Consider the following 16,253-nt stretch of genomic DNA (forward strand, 5'->3'; position numbering starts at 1 on the left):
ACCCGTTCAGCACTGAGCCGAACGCGCGCCTGTACAAGACCGGCGACCTCGGTCGCTGGCTGGCCGATGGCACGCTGGAATACCTGGGCCGCAATGACTTCCAGGTGAAGATTCGTGGCTTCCGCATTGAGTTGGGTGAGATTGAGAATGCCCTGGTGGCCTACCCGGGTATCCGCGAGGCCGTGGTGATCGCGCGGGAGGATAGCCAAGGCGATGTGGAGAGCAAGCGTCTGGTCGCCTACGTCTGCGGCGAACCGGTCCCGGCCGAGCAACTGCGTAGCGCGTTGTTGAGTAGCCTGCCGGAGTACATGGTGCCCAGCGCCTTCGTCCACCTCGATGCCCTGCCCCTGACCGCCAATGGCAAGCTTGATCGTCGCGCCCTGCCGGCCCCTGGCCAGGATTCCCTGGCCAGCAAAACCTACGAGTCGCCCCAGGGCGACACCGAAATCGCCATTGCCGAAATCTGGAAAGGTTTGCTGCACCTGGACCAGGTCGGCCGCCATGACGGCTTCCTTGAACTCGGCGGCCACTCGTTGCTTGCCGTGCAACTGCTATCGCGGCTGCGGCGCAAGCTGGGCGCGCGACTGACCCTGCGCGAACTGTTCGACGCGCCGACCGTGCGCGGCCTCGCTGCGCTGGTGCAAGCGGCCGCGCCCACCGAGGCCGTGGCGATTCCCTTGGCCAATCGCGCGGGACGCCTACCGTTGTCTTTCTCGCAACAGCGGTTGTGGTTCCTCGATCATCTGGACCACGCGGCAGGCGCGGCCTATCACTTGCCACTGGCCTTGAGCCTGAAGGGAGCGCTGGATAAAGGGGCACTGCAAGCCACCCTCGACCGCCTGGTAGCACGTCACGAAACCTTGCGCACGCGCTTCGAACTGGTGGACGACGAGCCACTGCAAAAAATCGCCCCCGCCGACTATGGCTTCCGACTGGAGCAACAGGACCTGCGCGCAATCGCCCCCGCTGAACGCCAGGCCACGCTTGAGCACCTCGGCCACATCAACGCCACGCAGCTGTTCGACTTGCACAGAGGGCCACTGCTGCGCGGCCACCTGGTGCAACTGGCCGATGAGGAACATGTGCTGTTCATCACCTTGCACCACATCGTTTCCGACGGTTGGTCCAACAGCGTGCTGGCCCGTGAGGTCAGCGTGCTCTACAACGCCTTCACCCAAAGCCAGAAAGATCCGTTGCCGCCCCTGGCGCTGCAGTATGTCGACTATGCCGCCTGGCAACGGCAATCCCTTGAAGGCCCGGCGCTGCAAGCGCAGATCGACTTCTGGCGGCAACACCTTGAGGGGGCGCCCGTGCTGCTGAACCTGCCGCTGGATCGTCCGCGACCGACGATACAGCGGTATACCGGCGGCATCATCGAGTGCAGCTTTTCGCCAGCCCTCAGCGCCGATCTGCGCGCGTTCAGCCAGGCCCGGGGCACCACCTTGTTCATGGTGCTGCTGGCGGGCTGGTCGGTGTTGATGAGTCACCTGAGCGACCAGACGGATGTGGTGGTTGGCACGCCGGTGGCCAATCGTCAGCGTCCGGAGCTGGAGGCGTTGATCGGTTTCTTCGCCAATACCCTGGCGTTGAGAGTCACCACCAGGCGCGACACCCGCATCGACGAACTGCTGGGGCGAATCAAGGATCTGACCTTGGCCGCCTACAATCACCAGGACCTGCCTTTCGAACAGGTGGTGAGCGCCCTGCAGCCGACTCGTAGCATGAGCCACAGCCCGTTGTTCCAGGTGATGTTGAGCCTGGACAACACGCCGCCGGCACCGTTGCAATTGCCCGGGCTTGAGGTGCAAACCCTCGCGAGCCCGCACAACACCACGCAGTTCGACCTGTCGCTGTCCCTGATCGACAATGGCGAGCGCATCGGTGGCAGTCTGCAATACGCCAACGACCTGTTCGATATCGCCACCGTGCAGAACATCGCCGGATTGTTTGCCACGGTCCTGGAAAACCTGGTGACCGACCCTCAGCAATCCATCGGTCAGTTGTTGCAGCGCACCCCAACGCTGGTGCGCTCGGCCAATGCCGTCGTCCAGCCCTCCATCGTCGAAGACGGCTCTACGCCGCTGCCTTACGAAGCGCCTCAAGGTGACACCGAGATTGCCATCGCGACCCTCTGGCAGGACCTGTTCAAACAGCAGCGGATCAGCCGCCATGACGACTTCTTCAGCCTCGGCGGCATTTCGCTGATGGCGGTGCAAATGGCCTCTCGCTTGCGCAAAATTCTTGGTAAACCGATCGCCGTGCGCGACCTGTTCGTCGAGCCGACCCTTGCCGGTTTCGCCAGGACTCTTGATGGCCAATCCCGGCCGGGAGCCCAGCGCAATCTGGTGCCGATCCGCCGTACCGGTTCCCAGCGGCCGCTGTATCTGGTCCACCCCCTGGGCGGCGAAGTGCAATATGCGCGGGATTTGGCGCCGGTGCTCGATCCCCAGATACCGGTCTATGGCTTGGCAGCCAGTGGCTTGGTGGCGGGCGAGGCACCGCTGGGCGATGTGCCGGCCATTGCAACGCGGTACCTGACAGCCATCCGCCAGGTCCAGCCGCAAGGTCCGTACCGGATCGCCGGTTGGTCGGCCGGTGGTCTGATCGCCTATGAAATGGCGCGTCAACTGCAGGCCGACGGTGAAGTCGTGGAGTTCCTCGGCATCATCGATGCGTCGGCCCGTCCGGATCCGGTGCTGGAACAATCGATCAGCGAAGCGCAGTTCCTGATGGCCTGGCTACCCCAGCAGGTCGACCCTGATCTGTTGCGGCAACTGACCATGCTGGCGGAACATTCGGACATCGACGCCATGCTGGCGCTGTGCACGAGCAACCGTCTGCTCCCGGAGGAGTTACCCAACGACATCGACGCCGCCCTGCTGCGCACTCATTTGGAAGTGGCTTATCGGATGCGACTGGCCATTGGCGCCTACGTCAGCCCACCCAGTGCGCTCAAGGTGTCGCTGTTCACCGCGAGCGAACAGCAACGTAGCGATCCGACCCTGGGCTGGCGTGCGTTGCTGCCCGATCAGGTGAGCGTGACGCCACTGCCCGGCACCCACAACACACTGGTCAAGCCCCCCCATGTGGCCCGGCTGGGGGAGGCAATTTCCCTGGCCTTGAAAACCGTCACCACGTCATAGACCGTCTTGGGCTGTCCTGCGAGCAATTCGCTGGGCAGCCCATGGTGTGGAAACTGACCCACCGCTATCGCGAGCAGGCTCGCTCGCACAAATTTCACTCCCAATCTGCGGGCCGAATTGTCCCTGTTTTCCGCTACAGACGTTTCCTACCTGCACCGCTTAAATACCCCCCAAGCTGAATCGTTTTTTGTGGATGGAGTCCACAGACGATGTCCGATCGCCCGCCGATCAGGACTGATACCCACCGCACGATCACTCTAAAAAAGGAGCTTTATGCATGTGATCATTACCGCCATCGGCTCAGCCGGTGACGTTCACCCATTCGTCGGGATCGGCCGCACCCTTGCAGCACGCGGGCATCGGATAACGTTCTGCGCCAGCGCGGCATTCGCGCCGGTGATCGAGCGCTGCGGCTTCAAGTTCCTGCCCTTGGGGACCCGTGAGGAGTATCAAGCGGTCATGGCTGACCCGGCGTTGTGGCACCCGCGCACGTCACTGCCCACCCTATGGAAAACCGTTGCCGGCACACTGCGCGAACAGTATCGGCTACTGGAGCAAGCGTGTGACGACGACACCGTCATGCTGGGTTCGTTGTGGGCGTTTTCCGCTCGCCTGCTGCAGGAAAGACACGGCATCCCACTGGTCACAGGCCAGGTCACACCGTTTGCCATCTGGTCGCCCCTCGCGCGCCCCGTCCATCCACCTGGAACGAACCTGCCGGCCTTCTTGCCGTATCCCTTGAGACGCCTGCTGCTAGGGGTCGTCGAGCACACCGTCCTCGATCGGCTTATGAAGCCTGAACTCAACGGTTTTCGCCGCGAGTTGGGTTTGCCCCCGGTCAAACGCATCATCAGTCAGTGGATCTCCTCGCCTGAGCGGGTATTGGGACTGTTCCCCGACTGGTTCGCACCGATCCAACAGGACTGGCCTGCCCAGACGGTACTCACTGGGTTCCCATTATTCGATGAATCCGGCTTCGAGGCGCTAGACGCCGAACTGCAGGACTTTTTGAGCGTGGCCCCACCCGTGGTGTTTACTCCGGGTTCGACGACGGTCAATGCCGAACAATATTTTGCCGCTGCGGCTCAAACGCTGAAGTTGATCGACCGCCGCGGCGTGTTCCTGACCAGCCAACCGGTAGACCCGTCGTTGTCCAGCGACGGCAGGATCCTGGTAAGGCCTTACGTCCCCATGAGCCAAATCCTGCCCCACACCTCGGCCCTGGTGCATCACGGCGGCGTCGGGACCACGGCCCTGGCAATCGCCGCCGGGGTGCCACAGATCACCACACCCTTTGCGCACGACCATTTCGACAACGCAGCGCGAATGCAACGTTTGGGATGCGGCTTGCAGGTTTCCACCCCGGCCACCGCCGAATCACTGGCCACGGCCCTGGACAAAGTGCTGAACAGTCCTGACGTGCGCGCCAGTTGTGACCGCTACAGCAAGCTGATGCCCAGTGGTGCCAGCGCCCGCACAGCAGCAGCGCTGCAAGTCGAGGCCGTCGCCCGCACCGCCATGTATCGCGTCGCGTAATCACGAATTGATTGGCGATTGACTCTGCGCTGCCCATGGCCTGGCCCCACGGCCTATTTTTCATTCGTTTCATCGGGCCAGCGGATCGGCCCACGGAGAACACCATGACCCAGACCCTGCCCGCATCAAACGCAGAGCACGTGCTTTATCCCCTCACCACCCCGCAACTGGACATCTGGCTGGACCAGGTGCTGCATGCCGACAGTCCGTTGTACAACATCGGCGGCTATGCCCGCATCAATGGCGCGGTCGACGCCACGCTGCTGCAGACGGCCTTCAACCAGGTCGTCAACGGACACGATGCCCTGCGGATCCAACTGGTGCCCGGCTCCAGCGAGCACCCTCTGCCGCGCCAACGTTTCCAGGGGCCGGTCGACGTCCCGCTGGCGGTGCACGACGTATCGGGCCATGCCGATCCAGAGGCCAGCGCACTGGCCTTGCTGCAGGCCAAGCTGCAAACCCCGTTTTCCTTTGATGATGGACTGCTGGTGCGCGCGGACCTGGTCAAGGTCCGGGAAGACCTCCACTACTGCTTCGTCAATTGCCATCACCTGATCATCGATGGCTGGTCCTTTGCCATGATTGGCCGAACACTCAGCCAGGCCTATACGGCCCTGCACGACCAGGTGCAAAACGCGGCACCGGCACCGACCTATCAAGCGTATGTCGAGCAGCAAGTTGCCAGCAAAGACTCGGTTTCGTTCCAGCGCCAACGCCAATACTGGTTGGAGAAATACCGCACGCTGCCCGAGCCCCTGCTCGCGCCCCGTCAGCCGGGTCGATTCGACCAGCGCCTGGCACCCAGCCAGAACCATGCCTGGCGCTTGCCTCGGGCGCTTTACAACCGTCTTGGCGAAAAAGCCAAGGCGGCGGGACAGGCAACGGTCTTCCACGTCATGCTCGGGGTGCTGTATAGCTACTTTGCGCGCACCGAGCAACGGGATGAAATCGTGATCGGCCTGCCCATCCTCAACCGGGCCAATGCCGCTCACAAGGCCACGATGGGCATGTTCGTCGGCATGAGCCCGGTCCGCCTTAGCCTGGGCACCGACCTGAGTTTCAGCGATCTGGTGGGCAAGATTGCCCTGACGCTCAAGCAGGATTATCGCTACCAGCGCTTCCCGCTGAGCGAATTGAACCGCGAGCTCGGCTTGCAGAACCTGGGCCGGCGCCAGTTGTTCGACGTGGTGGTGTCCTTCGAACAGGACCAGGACACCTGGTACGGACCTGCGCCGGCACAACCGGTCAAGCTCAGCAATGGCTACGAACAGATGCCATTGGCAATGCACGTTCGGGAGTCCGCACCAGAAGACGATGTGTGGATGCACTTCATCTACAACGAGGCCTATTTCGACGCGCCGCAGATCGAGGCCTTGCAACAACGCTTCATGAACATCCTGGAATGCGTGGCCGCCAATTTCGACGTGTCGGTCATGGCTCTCGACCCACTGCCACCCGCTGAGCGCCAACTGCTGCAGGAATGGAATCGCACCGACGTCGACTACCCCAAGGATGTGCTGCTGCATCAGTTGATCGAAGCCCAGGTCGCCGCTCGCCCCGACGCGATCGCGGTACGTTTCGCCGACCAGGCGCTAACCTATGAGGCGCTGAACCGCCAGGCCAACCGCCTGGCCCACGCCCTGCTGGAGACCGGGCTTGGCCGGGACGATCGCGTCGCCATCTGCATGGAGCGCAGCCTGGAGATGGTGGTCGGCTTGCTGGGCATTCTCAAAGCGGGTGCCGCCTACGTGCCGCTCGACCCGGGCTATCCGGCCGACCGCTTGAGCCATATGCTCAGCGACAGCGCACCCAGCGCCCTGATCACCACCCAAGGGTTATTGGCGAACCTGCCCGCCGTGACGATGCCCGTGCTGTGCCTGGATACCGAGGCTCAAGCATTGTCCCGACAACCGGCGCACAACCCGGACGCCGCTGCGCTCGGGCTGACGCCTCGGCACCTGGTCTACGTGATCTACACCTCGGGCTCCACCGGCTTGCCCAAAGGCGTGATGAACCAGCATGACGGGGTCGTGAATCGATTGCTCTGGGCGCGCGATGCCTATGGGGTCGATGAACACAGCCGGATCCTGCAAAAAACCCCGTTCAGTTTCGATGTGTCGGTCTGGGAGTTTTTCCTGCCGTTGCTCAGTGGCGCGCAACTGATCGTCGCCGCCCCCGACGGGCACAAGGACCCAAGCTATTTGATGGACATCATGGCGAGCGCCGGCATCACGCTGCTGCACTTTGTCCCGTCGATGTTGCAGGTCTTTCTCGACCAGGTGGAGCCGCAGCGGTTGCCCGCGCTCCGGCAGATCCTGTGCAGCGGCGAGGCCTTGCCCCATGCCTTGCAGAAGCGCTTTTTCGAATACTTGCCAACGGTGCAGTTGCACAATCTCTACGGCCCCACCGAAGCGGCCATTGACGTGACGGCATGGCATTGCCGGCCGGATGTGCACGACGGCATCGTACCGATCGGACGGCCAATCGCGAACATCCAGATGCATGTCCTCGACGCGAACCTGAAACCACTGCCCCCGGGGGTGGCCGGCGAACTGCATATCGCAGGCCTCGGGGTCGCGCGAGGTTACCTGAACCGTCCCGAACTGACGGCCGAACGGTTTATCCATGACCCTTTGCGCAGCGAGCCCCAGGCCCGGCTGTACAAGACCGGCGACCTTGGGCGTTGGCTGCCCGATGGCAGCCTCGAATACCTGGGACGCAACGATTTCCAGGTAAAAATTCGCGGCCTGCGCATCGAATTGGGCGAGATAGAAGCCCACCTGCTCGCGTGCGACGGTGTCAAGGACGTGGTCGTGATCGCCCGCCAGGACGCCGGGGATGCATACCTCAGCGCCTATTGGGTGAGCGAGCCCGGATGCACGCCTTCTGCGCAAGCGCTGCAGAGGACCTTGCGCCAACAGGTGCCTGACTACATGGTGCCCAGGCACCTGATTGAGCTTGAGCAGTTCCCGTTAAGTGTCAACGGCAAGCTGGACCGCAAGGCCCTGCCCGAGCCAACAGCCACCCAGGGCACCGATACGACAGCGCCTCGCACGGCCTTGGAGCAGGCACTCGTCGAGCTGTGGCAGGAAAACCTCATGCGCTCGTCACTGGGCATTCATGACAACTACTTCATGCTGGGCGGCGACTCCCTGAAAGTCATCCACTTGCAGATCAACGCCCGTGAACAAGGCATTGCGCTGACCCTGGCGCAGGTCTACCAGTCCCCGACCATCGCCCAGTTGGCCGAGGCCCTGGAGTCCGGGCCAACGTCGGCCGCCAGCCTTGAGCCCTTGACCCATGTAGAGGCTTTCGCCCAGGTTCCGTCGGCGATCCGTCTGGCCAGCGAAGGCGTGTTCGATGACGTGTTTGCCGCCTCGCAGCTGCAGGTCGGGATGATTTATCACTCGATGATGCACCCGGATTCGGCGATCTATCACGACATCTTCCGCTACCGCTTGCGCCTGCGTTGGAATGCCCCCGCCTTTGAGCGAGCCTGCAAGGCATTGATCTGGCGTCACCCGGCCTTGCGCATGTCGTTCGATATCGGTCACGCCGAGGTGCCCATGGCCCGGGTGCACTCGACGGTCGAGCCCCCCGTGCACGTCATTGATGTCTGCTCGCTGAGCCCCGACGCCCGGACACAAGCCATTGCCAGCTACGTGGAGAAACGCAAGCGTTACCGCGAAGACTGGCATCGGGCGCCGCTGTATCAGTTTTGCGTGTTCGTCGCACAGAGCGAAATCGACCTGATCTTCAGCTTCCACCATGCGATTCTCGACGGTTGGAGCGTCGCCACCTTGATGCGCGACCTGGTCACGCTCTACACCTCGGCGCCTGGCACCGACGCACTGCCGGCCCTGACCACCACACCGGCCGACTTCGTGGCCCTGGAGCAAGAGGCCACGGCAACGGATACCCACCGCCGGTTCTGGCGCGACTACTTGCACGAGGCCCCCGCCGCCGCCATGACCAGCTGGGTTCATGCAGTGGCGCCAGACCCGACGCCACACCGCTCGGCCTACCGTGAACTGCCCGCCGCGGACCTGGCCCGCCTCGAAGCGTTCTGCCAGGCGCGGGACCTGCCCTTGCGCGCGGTCCTGCTGACGGCCCACGGCTTCGCCCAGGCGATCATGTCCAATCAAAAGGAAGTGCTGTGTGGCGTGATCAGCCATGGCCGGCCGGCGTTCGAAGATGCCGCCTCGATCCTGGGGCTGTTCCTCAATACCTTGCCGGTACGGTTCAGCAGCCAGGGCCAGAGCTGGCTGGCGATGATCCAGGCAACGATTGCCCAGGAACAACAGGTATTCGCCCATCGGCGCTATCCGTTCGCATTGATTCATCGCGAGACCGACGTGGCCTTGAACGTGGTGTTCAACTACGTCGACTTTTACGTGCTCAAGGACCTGCTGACCCAAGGCGAAGAAATCCTCACCGAGTGGGAAACCACGGAAGCGAGCAACTACGACTTGCTGACCACCCTGGGCCGCCACCCAGCCAACGGTTCGCTGATGGTGAAGATGGACTACTGCACCGCGCGTGTCCCCACCTGTCAGGTCGAAGCCTATGCCGATTACCTGCTGCGCACGCTGGAACTGATGATCGCCGCGCCTGACGCCAAACCGGCCATACCGGCCTGGCAGCCCCCCGTCGAACGAACCACGTCAAGCGCCACTGCCGCCTCGCCCCACGACAACCTCTCGAGCTTGTTATTGGACAGTTTCGCGCGCCATGGCGAGCAGACTGCCGTGAGTCTGGGCCAGGTGCGTCTGTCCTATGGTCAATTGCACGACACTTGCGCGCAACTGGTGAGCTGGCTGCAGCGGCACGGTATCGGCCAGGGTGACCGGGTCGCGATCATGATGCCCCGCTCGCCCGACCTGATCGTCGCGTTGTTGGGTGTCGTACAGGCTGGCGCCGCGTACGTCCCCATCGACCTGAGCTATCCGAACGAGCGTATCCAGCTGATTCTCGAAGACTCGCAACCACGCCTGGTGCTATTCGCCGATGCGTCTGCGGACCTGGCGATGACCCTGGCGGGCCAGGCCGATACGCGCCATTGGGACAGCGTGGTCGCCGGCTTCGACAACGATCTGGCGGGCAGCCACCAACGGGTGGCCGCCATTGCCGCCGGCGTCATGGCCGAAGACAACGCCTACTTGCTCTATACCTCGGGCTCGACCGGCCGCCCCAAAGGCGTGGCCATGCCGCACCAGGCATTGACCAATATGATCCTCTGGCAGAACCGTCAGCAGGCGCAGGACGTCAACGCGGCGCAACCGCTGAAGACGCTGCAATACGCGCCCATTTCGTTCGACGTTTCGTTCCAGGAAATTTTCTCGACCTTGTCCAGCGGGCATGAGCTGGTGATGATTGACGAAGGGTTGCGCTATGACTTCATCCGCTTGCTGAAGTTTATTGGCGCGCAAGAGGTCAATCGCCTGTTCCTGCCCTATGTCGCCTTCCAGGGTTTGGCTGAAGTCGCCACACAGCTCGGTATCCACCCCACCTCGTTGCGCCAGATCAACGTCGCTGGTGAGCAGCTGAAAATCACCGCCGAAATCCGTGCCCTGATTGACCGCCTCGGCATTTGTCGGATCGAGAACCACTATGGCCCGACCGAGGCCCATGTGGTCACGAGCCTGCGACTTGAAGGCGTGACGGCGACCTGGCCGAGCATGCCGCCCATCGGCACGCCCATCGACGGGGTGCGCATGCATGTCCTCGACGCGGCGGGCAACTCCTGCCCGGTCGGCGTGACGGGCGATCTGTTCATCGAAGGGGTCTGCCTTGCCAATGGCTACTGGAACCGTCCCGACCTGACCGACGAACGCTTTATCTATCGCCAGCTCGAAGGCCAGACCAGGCGCTTGTATGAAACCGCAGACATCGGCTTCTACTTGCCAGGGGGCGATCTCGTGTACCAAGGCCGCAGCGACGCCCAAGTCAAGATCCGCGGTTACCGCGTCGAGCTCGGCGAGATCGAAGTGGCCATGCTCGGCTCTGCCCGGTTCAGGGCCGACATCGAGCAGGTGGCGGTCATCGACAAGACAGCAACCGATGGCAGCCGTTATCTGGTGGGGTTCGTCCAGGCACTGCCGGGGTGCGAGCCGGACCTGGACCAATTCAAGGCGGAAATGCGCCTGGCACTGCCCGACTATATGGTGCCGAACACACTGGTCAGGATCGCGAAGCTACCGCTCGGGCCCACGGGCAAGATCGACCGGCAGCGCTTGCAGAAGATCGAAGTCCAGACCACCTTGCAGCGTCCCTTCATCGGCCCTCGCAATGCCATGGAGGATCTGCTGCAAGCCTACTGGCAGGAAACCCTGGACCTGGACAGCATCAGCATCCACGACAACTTCTTCGAGTTGGGGGGCAATTCGCTCAAGGCAGTACAACTGGTGGCCATGCTCGCCAGGCATCAACGCCTGGAACCTTCGCTGTCCGACTTCATCCAGGCGCCGACCATCGCCGAGTTCGCCCAAGTGCTGCAACAGACCGAAACCGGACACCCCGGCACCAGCGCGCTGGTGGACTTCAGGAATGCCACGCGCCGTCCGACGTTGTTCCTGGTCCACCCCATCGGCGGACACGTGCTGTGCTATGCGGCATTGGCACGGGTGCTCAAGGACCAGGTCCACCTGTATGCCCTGCAAGCGCCGGGCACATGGGATGCCCGCGAGCCGTTGCAATCGGTGCAGGCCCAGGCGGTGTACTACGCGGACGCCATTGAACAGGTCGCACCTGATGGCCCCTTGAACATCGGCGGCTGGTCTTATGGGGGCGTCGTGGCGTATGAGCTGGCGAGCGAGTTGCAGCGACGCGGACGGTGCCTGCATAACGTATTCCTGCTGGACACTATCGTGCGCGTCAGGCAGGGCGAGGTGCAGATAGAACGCAGCGAGTTCATGAACTGGTTCATGTGGGAATTGCTCAGCGGCGACGGACAGAAGGACTACGCCTACCACGCCCTGGACTTCTCCTCCCTGGACGACCCACAGGCCTTCGCGGCGATCCGGCAGCACGGCATCGACCAGGGCATTTTCGACGAGACCATCACCCTGGCGACGCTCGATCAGTTGTTCCGCGTGTTCCATGCCAACTGGCAAGGGCTGCTGGACTATCGCTTTGCGCCACTGGACCTGCCCATCACGTTGTTCGCGGCGGATGTCGAGCTGCCCGATGTGCTGCAAGCCCCTCATGAACTGGTGGGCACCGCCTTCCGCGACCCATACCGCGGCTGGCGCTCGATTGCGCCCCAGGTACAACGAGTCGCCGTGGAGGGTGACCATCTGACCATGATGCGTGAGCCGCACATCGAGCGTGTGGGTCAATTCATCCGGTCGCGGATCGACCTGGCCCGGGTCAGGAGCGTCGAGTCCGTGGGCGCATTGGCTTAACCGTGACCAACGATCACGGGGCCGGATTGACGGCCCCGCTTGACTCCATCGCCTGGTCATTCCGGGCTCGATACAGGTGAAACAGCATGACAGCACCCAAAAAAGCCATTGTCGCCGGCGCCGGGATCGGCGGGCTGACCGCCGCCATCGCGCTGCAGCGTGCGGGTTGGCAGGTCAAGGTCTTCGAAGCGGCCCAGACGCTGCGCACCGGTGGTACCGGCTTGTCCGTCATGGCCAATGCCATGGCCGCGTTGCATTCGATTGACGCCCATATTCCGGTGGAACAGGCAGGCCAGGTGATCCGCGACTTCTTCTTCAAGAAACACCAGGGCGATGCCATCACCCGCATGCCGATCCACGAGATCGGCGAACAGCTGGGTCATCCCAGTGTGAATATCCAGCGCCCGCTGTTGCTACGTGCATTGGCACAACAGCTCGCACCCGACACCTTGCGAACCGGGTTGCGCTGCGCCGGGTATGACCCTCTTCCCGATGGCGTCATGGTGCGGTTCGAAGACGGCAGCCTGCAGGAAGCGGATCTGTTGATTGGCGCCGATGGCCTGAACTCGGTGATCCGCCAGCAGATGCTCGGCGAAACCCCCACACGCCCCTCGGGCTATGTCGCCTGGCTGGCGGTGGCGCCCTTCAGCCATCCGGTCATGACCGAAGGCTACGTGGCGCATTACTGGGGACGCGGCAAGCGCTTCGGGCTCTGCGATGTCGGGGACGGCCAGGCGTATTGGTGGGGCACCTGCAATCACGAGAACGCGGCGGATGCCGCCTTGAGCATCAGCAAGCAGGAAGTGCTCGCGGCCTACGCTGGCTGGGCGCCGGAAGTCGTGGCCGCCATCGAGGCCACCCCTGAGAGTGCCCTACTGAAAATGCATGCTCGGGATCGCCATCCCGTCGAGCAATTCTGCGATGGACACGTGGCGCTCTTGGGCGATGCGGCTCACCCCATGCTGCCCAGTCTGGGTCAAGGCGCGGCGCAGGCGATCGAGGATGCCGTAGTCCTGGCCGACCTGCTCGCGCGAACGCCGGACCTGCGCACCGCACTGCTGCATTACCAGGCCCATAGACACCCCCGGGCCAACGGGATCGTCAATGCAGCTCGCTTCATGAGCGGCATCGAGCAAGCCGAGTCGACCCTCGCCTGCTGGCTTCGAGAATGGTATTTGCGCCTGACGCCACAGCGCAGCCTGCGTAAAAAGAACATCGATATCCTCTCGTTCAAGCCCTGCGCGTAAACCGCCAGAACGGCCACTGGGCGACCAGGCTGGACGGCGCGGAACCCCGTCCGACCACCCACGCCCAGAGAGCGTCAATGACAGAAAGCGACTCCCATACAGACAAAAAACGACACACATCGGGATAAAAATCGCGAAATGAGAAGTCTTCACCATACTGGGAACCCAGGTTCGGGAGACTACTGCCAGACAACTCCTACAATGACGGCCATGAAAAACACAGCCGTTCAAGCACCAGCATACGAACACAACCCTTTAATTTAACTGGATATTTTTTCTAAGATCGCGCTGAAACCTGTCCCCGCAGCGATCACCGCCGAGGAAAAAATCTTTGACCCAACGTGTTTTTTTTGCCCGCAGGTATCAAAAAACCAGCACCCAACGACTGAACCGGAATGTCCCTGTTTTCCCTTACAGACTTTTCCTACATGGAAACGCCTAATAGCCCTACCGGCTAAACCGTTTATGTCAATAGGTTCACAAGACCGATATTGACGCCAAGTATCAACTTCAGAAGAGGCTTCAGCATTTTAGAATGCGGTCGGATTTCTTCCGTCAACGGTCAGAGATGCGGAGTTTTTTCGAGTCAGCAGGATAAGGACAATGAATCGACATGCGTGTATTGAGGGGGCGGAAAAATCGCACCTCTACGTAGAGCTAGGAAAGCTGATTTCAAGTGTCGGACACGAGAGTTTCTTGACTAACATGCACCAGATGATCGAAACATCAGTGCCTGTCAGTCGACTCGAATTGAGTGAATGGACAGCCGACGCCCCCCAGTCGAATGTCCTCGATGTACAGCTGCTGGGGTATGCAGGTTCGGAAAAAAACGTGCACATGCAATCCCCCTGCCCCACCACGGCGATAGAGCGCAACGATCATCCGTTGGTGAAAAGAGTGTTGGAGGTGGATGACGCCCTGCTGATCCATCTGAACGCACGGATGAAGGACGAAAGAGGCAACGACTGCCTCGGCACCTCCCACCAATGCATTCTGATTTCACGCAAGGCCAACCGCCGTTGTGTGATTTCGTTGCAACGCCCCCAGGTACAGCGCGACTTTTCCCTCCAGGAACTGTCCTTTTTGAAGTACCTTTCCGAAACGCTGTTACCCCTGGCCGAGCGTCACGCGCACCTCAATCGTCAATGTTTCAAAGCCCCTGGCAGCGCCTCGAGCCATCCGCTCGATGCCGCCGATCAGAGCCAACTGCAGCGTGATTTCAACGATCGACTGAGCCCCTGCGATGTGACCCTTTCCGTGCGGGAAAAAGAGGTCTGCCTGGGCCTGCTGGCCGGGGGTACCGTGCCGGAGATCGCGGAAAAGCTACAGGTCAAGAACAGCTCCATCGAAACCTACCTCAAGCGTGCCGCCGCCAAGCTGGGCGTGAGCGGGCGGCATGGGCTGGCGAAGTGGATGATCGGATCATGACGGCCCGCCGCAACCCGCCTGCCTGCGCCTGTGGTGCCTGGCCAGGCACCACAATGAGACAACAGGTCGATGCATAAACTCTTGAGTCCCCTGGCCGCCGCGGCGTTCATGCTGGGCGGTTGTTCGCTTATCCCGGACTACCAACGCCCCGCCGCACCGATCGCCGGGCAGTATCCGCAAACCTCGGCCTATGCCCCGGCCTTGTCGGGGCCCCTGGCGGCCGAACAGGGTTGGCGTGACCTGTTCCAGGATCCGGTGCTGGCACAACTGATCGAAAGCGCGCTGGCCAACAACCGCGACTTGCGGGTAGCGGCCCTGAACGTCGAGGCCTACCAGGCGCAGTATCGGATTCAACGGGCGGACCTCTTCCCGGCAATCAGTGCCAACGGCACCGGTTCGCACCAGCGCCTGCCGGCCAGCCTCAGCGGAACCGGCGACGCCGCCATCAGCCGTTCGTATTCCGCCACACTGGGGATCAGCGCCTATGAGCTGGACCTGTTCGGGCGCATACGCAGCCTCAGCGACCAGGCGTCGCTGACCTATCTGTCCAGTGAAGAAGCCCGGCGCAGCAGCCAATTGAGCCTGGTGGCCAGCGTCGCCAGTGCCTACCTGACCTGGCGTGCCGATCAGGAGCTGCTGGCGTTGACCCAGGACACGCTGCAATCCTACGAGCAAAGCCTGCGCCTGACCGAACGCAGCAACCAGGTCGGTACCGCCTCGGCCTTGAACCTGAGCCAATCGCGAACCTCGGTGGAAAGCGCCAGGGCCAGCCTGGCCAGGTTCCAGCGCCAGGTCGCCCAGGACCGCAACAACCTCACGTTGCTGGTGGGCACGTCGGTTGCCGATGACCTGCCCGGCCGCCCATTGTCATCGGACCTGCTCAGCGAAGTACCGGCGGGCCTGCCGTCGGACTTGCTGCAACGCCGGCCGGACATCCTTGGGGCCGAGTACCTGTTGCAATCGGCCAATGCCAATATCGGCGCGGCCCGTGCCGCGTTTTTCCCGAGCATCAGCCTGACCGCCAACGCAGGCAGTTCCAGCAAAGAACTGTCCGGGCTATTCAAGGGCGGGTCGGGCAGCTGGATGTTTCAACCGCAGATCAACCTGCCGATTTTCAACGCCGGCAGCCTTCGGGCGAGCCTGAACTACTCGAAAGTCCAGAAAGACATCCGCGTGGCGCAATACGAGAAAGCCATCCAGACCGCCTTCCAGGAAGTGTCCGATGGCCTCGCGGCGCGCAAGACCTATAAAGACCAATTGATCGCCCAGCGCGACCTGGTGCAAGCCAACCAGGACTACTACCGCCTGGCGGAGCGGCGCTATCGCATTGGCGTGGATAGCAGCCTGACGTTCCTTGATGCCCAACGCTCGCTGTTCAACGCCCAGCAAACCCTGATCGTCGACCGGCTCTCGCAACTGCTCGCTGAAGTCAACCTGTACAAGGCCCTGGGCGGGGGGTGGGTAGAACGCACAAGCAACGTGACTGTGAGGTGACT

6 protein-coding genes are annotated in these 16,253 nt (G+C 62.3%); all 6 read left to right on the plus strand.

Annotated elements, in window-relative coordinates:
• Positions 1-3,143, plus strand: a 3,143-nt coding sequence (locus tag AACY42_RS25595) for a condensation domain-containing protein (RefSeq protein ID WP_339483157.1), incomplete at its 5' end; no start/stop codon positions are given.
• A gap of 273 nt (positions 3,144-3,416) precedes the next feature.
• On the plus strand, positions 3,417-4,679 hold the full coding sequence (locus AACY42_RS25600) for a glycosyltransferase (RefSeq protein ID WP_339483159.1): 1,263 nt from the start codon (positions 3,417-3,419) through the stop codon (positions 4,677-4,679).
• Positions 4,680-4,783: 104 nt separating this feature from the next.
• Complete coding sequence (locus AACY42_RS25605) at positions 4,784-12,082, plus strand: amino acid adenylation domain-containing protein (RefSeq protein ID WP_339483161.1); 7,299 nt, start codon at positions 4,784-4,786, stop codon at positions 12,080-12,082.
• 86 nt (positions 12,083-12,168) lie between these two features.
• Positions 12,169-13,329 carry an FAD-dependent monooxygenase gene (locus AACY42_RS25610; protein ID WP_339483163.1) on the plus strand — a complete coding sequence of 387 codons (1,161 nt, stop codon included), beginning with the start codon at positions 12,169-12,171 and terminating at the stop codon, positions 13,327-13,329.
• Between the two features lie 603 nt (positions 13,330-13,932).
• Positions 13,933-14,757 (plus strand): helix-turn-helix transcriptional regulator, encoded by an 825-nt coding sequence (locus AACY42_RS25615; RefSeq protein WP_339483165.1) that lies wholly within the window; start codon positions 13,933-13,935, stop codon positions 14,755-14,757.
• Positions 14,758-14,826: 69 nt separating this feature from the next.
• The gene (gene adeC, locus AACY42_RS25620; protein ID WP_339483167.1) at positions 14,827-16,251 is read left to right on the plus strand and encodes an AdeC/AdeK/OprM family multidrug efflux complex outer membrane factor; all 1,425 of its coding nucleotides are present in this window, start codon (positions 14,827-14,829) and stop codon (positions 16,249-16,251) included.
• Positions 16,252-16,253 lie beyond the last annotated feature (2 nt).

Origin of the sequence: Pseudomonas sp. RL_5y_Pfl2_73 (assembly GCF_963970515.1) — a bacterium.
GTDB lineage: Bacteria > Pseudomonadota > Gammaproteobacteria > Pseudomonadales > Pseudomonadaceae > Aquipseudomonas.

Excerpts from the sequence above, each read along its gene's own strand:
- AACY42_RS25615 (WP_339483165.1), top strand. The coding sequence starts at position 13,933 with ATGAATCGACATGCGTGTATTGAGGGGGCGGAAAAATCGCACCTCTAC.
- AACY42_RS25600 (WP_339483159.1), top strand. The coding sequence starts at position 3,417 with ATGCATGTGATCATTACCGCCATCGGCTCAGCCGGTGACGTTCACCCA.
- AACY42_RS25610 (WP_339483163.1), top strand. The coding sequence starts at position 12,169 with ATGACAGCACCCAAAAAAGCCATTGTCGCCGGCGCCGGGATCGGCGGG.
- adeC (WP_339483167.1), top strand. The coding sequence starts at position 14,827 with ATGCATAAACTCTTGAGTCCCCTGGCCGCCGCGGCGTTCATGCTGGGC.
- AACY42_RS25605 (WP_339483161.1), top strand. The coding sequence starts at position 4,784 with ATGACCCAGACCCTGCCCGCATCAAACGCAGAGCACGTGCTTTATCCC.